Genomic DNA, 3,286 nt, shown 5'->3' with positions numbered 1-3,286 from the left:
TTAGGTGTTGTAATGTTATTAGCAGGAGCAGCAGTAGTAACATTAAGAAGAAAGAAAATTGAAGAATAAGATTTTCTTAGAACTGTTAGTAGAGAACCTACAACAGTTCTTTTTTTATAAATTAGAGTGGAGATTCTATATATTATATAAAAATAGTGTTGTCGATTTGTAAGTAATTCTTTTTCTTTCTATATACATTAAAATAAGTTATAATATACTACAGTAGGTGGTAAATTATGAACAGAACAAATAAACAAAATTTATTTATTACGATTATTTTTGCTTTAATAGTTTCAATGACATTATTTTATATGTATGATAATTTTGTTTTTCAAACATATAGTGAAGTTGTGTATTATGATTATTTATTAAGTGGTGAAAATAATGATATAAAAGTTGAAGATATTGAAGCATATCATAATGAAGAGAATTTTTCTTTAGGTGATGGTATAATTGTTTTTAAAAATAGTAACATGTTTGAAACCAATGTTACTCCAATTATTAAATTAATATTAAAAAGTAATGAACAAAAGTTTGAATATGAAACAGAGTTAGATGATTATTCTAAAGATAAATTAAATTATGAGATTGATAAGATAATTAAAGATAATAAAAAGGTTAATTTAGATAATATAGAAACAGCAGAATTAATAGTTAGTGTAAGTGATAAAAATATTAATAAATTAAATTTAAAAATAACACCTATAGTGCAACTAGATGGTTCTAATAAAGAATATCGTATTGAAAATGCTAGTATTTCTAAAAGGATGATACGTTTAGGAAATTTAAAGACAACAAATAAAGATATAATAGAAGAATATCCTGTTGTATCATTAGAATATCGTTATTTAAAAGATTCAAAAAAAGGAAAAGAGGATAATAATAACTATATAGTTTTTAAAAAGATAACTGGTTCAAGCAAAGATCTAATTAATTCAAATGATTATGGAACATATTATTTAGACTTTGATGATTTTAAAAATAAAGATTTAAGTGTTGTGATAATATTTAGTAATGATAATGATAAATTTGTTTTTTCAATTGATCTTGTTACTCGTCAAGTAGGTGATTACTATGGATAAATTAAAAAAAGATTTTATAATATTTTATTTGGCTAGAAATGCGTTAGTAACATTAATTATTACATTGTGTTCTTTCGTATATGATTTTTCAAATTATTTTAATATGACTGTTGTACGAGCAATTATAAAAATATTTACAGATAATTTTTATATAACTACTTATTTTCTATTATTGTGGATATTAAATTATTTGTTATTTGAAATGTATAAGATTATTATGGATACATTTCGAAATGAAGATAAAACGCATGCAAAGATTATCATTAATGGTAAGCGGTTAGTTTCGTATGGTACAGTAATTCCACTTATTATATTGATAATTATATCAATGATTAATTTTAATCAGTTGTTTAAAATTAATTTTATCTTACTAACTCTATTTATGTTAATTAGATCAATTAAAGAAGAAATTAAATATTATAAAAAATAGACTCATTTTTGAGTCTATTTCAATAAATTGCATAAAGAATTAATAATTCCATCTTTCTGATTGTTATCTAAGGAATTATAATATTTTTCAAATAATACGCCTAATCCTGGAAGAATTGTTTCTTCTCTAGAAGCTATACCTTCATCAATAATTCCTTTTAATTCATTAAAAGAACTATTATGCAATTTAGTTAGTAATGCATTACGAATATCCATATTATCACTCCTAAATTATTATAGGAATATTATTGGATTTTATACGAGGAAATTATGGAAATAAGAAAAATAAAATTAAATAATCAAATTATTGAATATCAATTAAACATAAAAAAAATTAAAAAATGTTATTTAAAAATTATTTCAGGTAAAGTAATAGTTAATAGTTCACCTTTTTTTTCAATTAATGATATAGAAAAATTAATCTATGATCATAAAGAAACTATTTTAAAACAGATTAATAATTATTTTCCTAAATATAATTATATTGATGGAGGTTATGTATATATTTTTAATCAATGTTATCAAATAATTTTAAAAGATGTGGGTGAATATAAAGCTGTTTTTCATGATAATAAAATTTATGTTTATCATTATGAAATTCAAGAAGTAATTGAAACTAATTTAAAAAAAATATTATATGATTACATATCAAAACAAATAGATTATTATTTAAATAATGATTTTGTTTGTAATATGCCTATAATTGAAATTAAAAAACTTAAATCTCGCTGGGGAGCTTGTTTTTTAAAACAAAATAAAGTATCCTTTAATTTAGTCTTAGTTCATTTAGAAAAATGTTTAATTGATTATGTGATTATACATGAACTATGTCATTTTATTCAACCGAATCATTCAAAATTATTTTATCAGGAAATAGAAAAGCGAATGCCTGATTATAAGGTGAAAGAAGAGCGATTAAAGGAGATTGGAATATGATTACTTCAACAACTAATAATACAATTAAAATGTTAATTAAGTTGAAACAAAAAAAATATCGAGATGAATTAGGATATTATTTAATAGAAGGAGAGCACCTAGTTGCAGAGGCTTTAAAGGCTGATCAAGTTGAATGTTTAATTTCAACGAAGCCTATTAGTAGTGATTTATCAGTAATTTTAGTTAGTGAGGAGGTAATGGCTAAATTAGCTTTTACTAAATCACCTCAAACAATAATGGCAAAATGTGTAATTAATAAAAATAAAGAGTTAATTAAAGGTAAACGTTATTTAATTTTGGATGATTTACAAGATCCAGGAAATATAGGAACATTGATTAGAACAGCATTAGCATTTTCAATTGATCAAGTTATTTTGTCAAATAGATGTGTAGATTTATATAATGATAAATTATTACGATCAATGCAAGGTGCCAATTTTCATATAAATTGTATATATAGTGATTTAAATAAGGTGATTCCAGTTTTAAAAGAAAATGGTGTTTTTATTATTGGAAGTGCATTGGAAAATGGTATTGATATAAAAAAGATTCCAATTAATGAAAAAATGGCATATGTAGTTGGTAATGAGGGTAATGGGATGAATGCAGAAATATTAGCTAAATGTGATCAAATTGGTTATATTCCAATTAAGACAATCGAATCATTAAATGTTGCAATTGCGGGAAGTATAATGATGTATTATTTTAATGGAAATGATTAAAAGATAAAAAGTCGAAAAATGTAAAAAAAGACTTTACAAAAGAGAAGTGATATGGTAAATTAAATAGGCACTCAGGGAAAGGGAGAGAGGCCGGAGAAAAAGGCATGAAAAAAGTCA

At 22.8% G+C, this 3,286-nt stretch carries 5 protein-coding genes; 4 read left to right on the top strand and 1 reads right to left on the bottom strand.

Translation table 11 applies throughout. From position 1 onward, the window contains the following. Nucleotides 1–236: 236 nt before the first annotated feature. On the top strand, nucleotides 237–1,082 hold the full coding sequence (locus BMW96_RS13770; RefSeq protein WP_092357152.1) for a hypothetical protein: 846 nt from the start codon (nucleotides 237–239) through the stop codon (nucleotides 1,080–1,082). After that, nucleotides 1,075–1,512, top strand: coding sequence for a hypothetical protein (locus tag BMW96_RS13765; RefSeq protein WP_092357149.1), 438 nt, complete (start codon nucleotides 1,075–1,077; stop codon nucleotides 1,510–1,512). The genes BMW96_RS13770 and BMW96_RS13765 overlap by 8 nt, the downstream gene beginning before the upstream one ends. A gap of 14 nt (nucleotides 1,513–1,526) precedes the next feature. Here the strand turns inward: BMW96_RS13765 and sspI are convergent, their stop codons facing one another. Continuing rightward, nucleotides 1,527–1,727, bottom strand: coding sequence for a small acid-soluble spore protein SspI (gene sspI, locus BMW96_RS13760; protein ID WP_092357146.1), 201 nt, complete (start codon nucleotides 1,725–1,727; stop codon nucleotides 1,527–1,529). Nucleotides 1,728–1,781: 54 nt separating this feature from the next. Between sspI and BMW96_RS13755 the strand changes: the two genes are divergently transcribed. Continuing rightward, entirely contained in the window at nucleotides 1,782–2,447 is a 666-nt protein-coding gene (locus tag BMW96_RS13755) for a M48 family metallopeptidase (RefSeq protein WP_092357143.1), read from the top strand. After that, nucleotides 2,444–3,169, top strand: coding sequence for a TrmH family RNA methyltransferase (locus BMW96_RS13750; RefSeq protein WP_092357140.1), 726 nt, complete (start codon nucleotides 2,444–2,446; stop codon nucleotides 3,167–3,169). Before BMW96_RS13755 ends, BMW96_RS13750 begins: the two co-directional genes overlap by 4 nt. Nucleotides 3,170–3,286: the final 117 nt, after the last annotated feature.

It is taken from the genome of Thomasclavelia cocleata (assembly GCF_900102365.1).
Classification (GTDB): Bacteria; Bacillota_I; Bacilli_A; order Erysipelotrichales; family Coprobacillaceae; genus Thomasclavelia; species Thomasclavelia cocleata.
This window is presented reverse-complemented; position numbering and strand designations above follow the sequence as displayed.

Coding starts and splice junctions, on each gene's coding strand:
- BMW96_RS13770 (WP_092357152.1), top strand. CDS start 237: ATGAACAGAACAAATAAACAAAATTTATTTATTACGATTATTTTTGCT.
- BMW96_RS13765 (WP_092357149.1), top strand. CDS start 1,075: ATGGATAAATTAAAAAAAGATTTTATAATATTTTATTTGGCTAGAAAT.
- sspI (WP_092357146.1), bottom strand. CDS start 1,727: ATGGATATTCGTAATGCATTACTAACTAAATTGCATAATAGTTCTTTT.
- BMW96_RS13755 (WP_092357143.1), top strand. CDS start 1,782: ATGGAAATAAGAAAAATAAAATTAAATAATCAAATTATTGAATATCAA.
- BMW96_RS13750 (WP_092357140.1), top strand. CDS start 2,444: ATGATTACTTCAACAACTAATAATACAATTAAAATGTTAATTAAGTTG.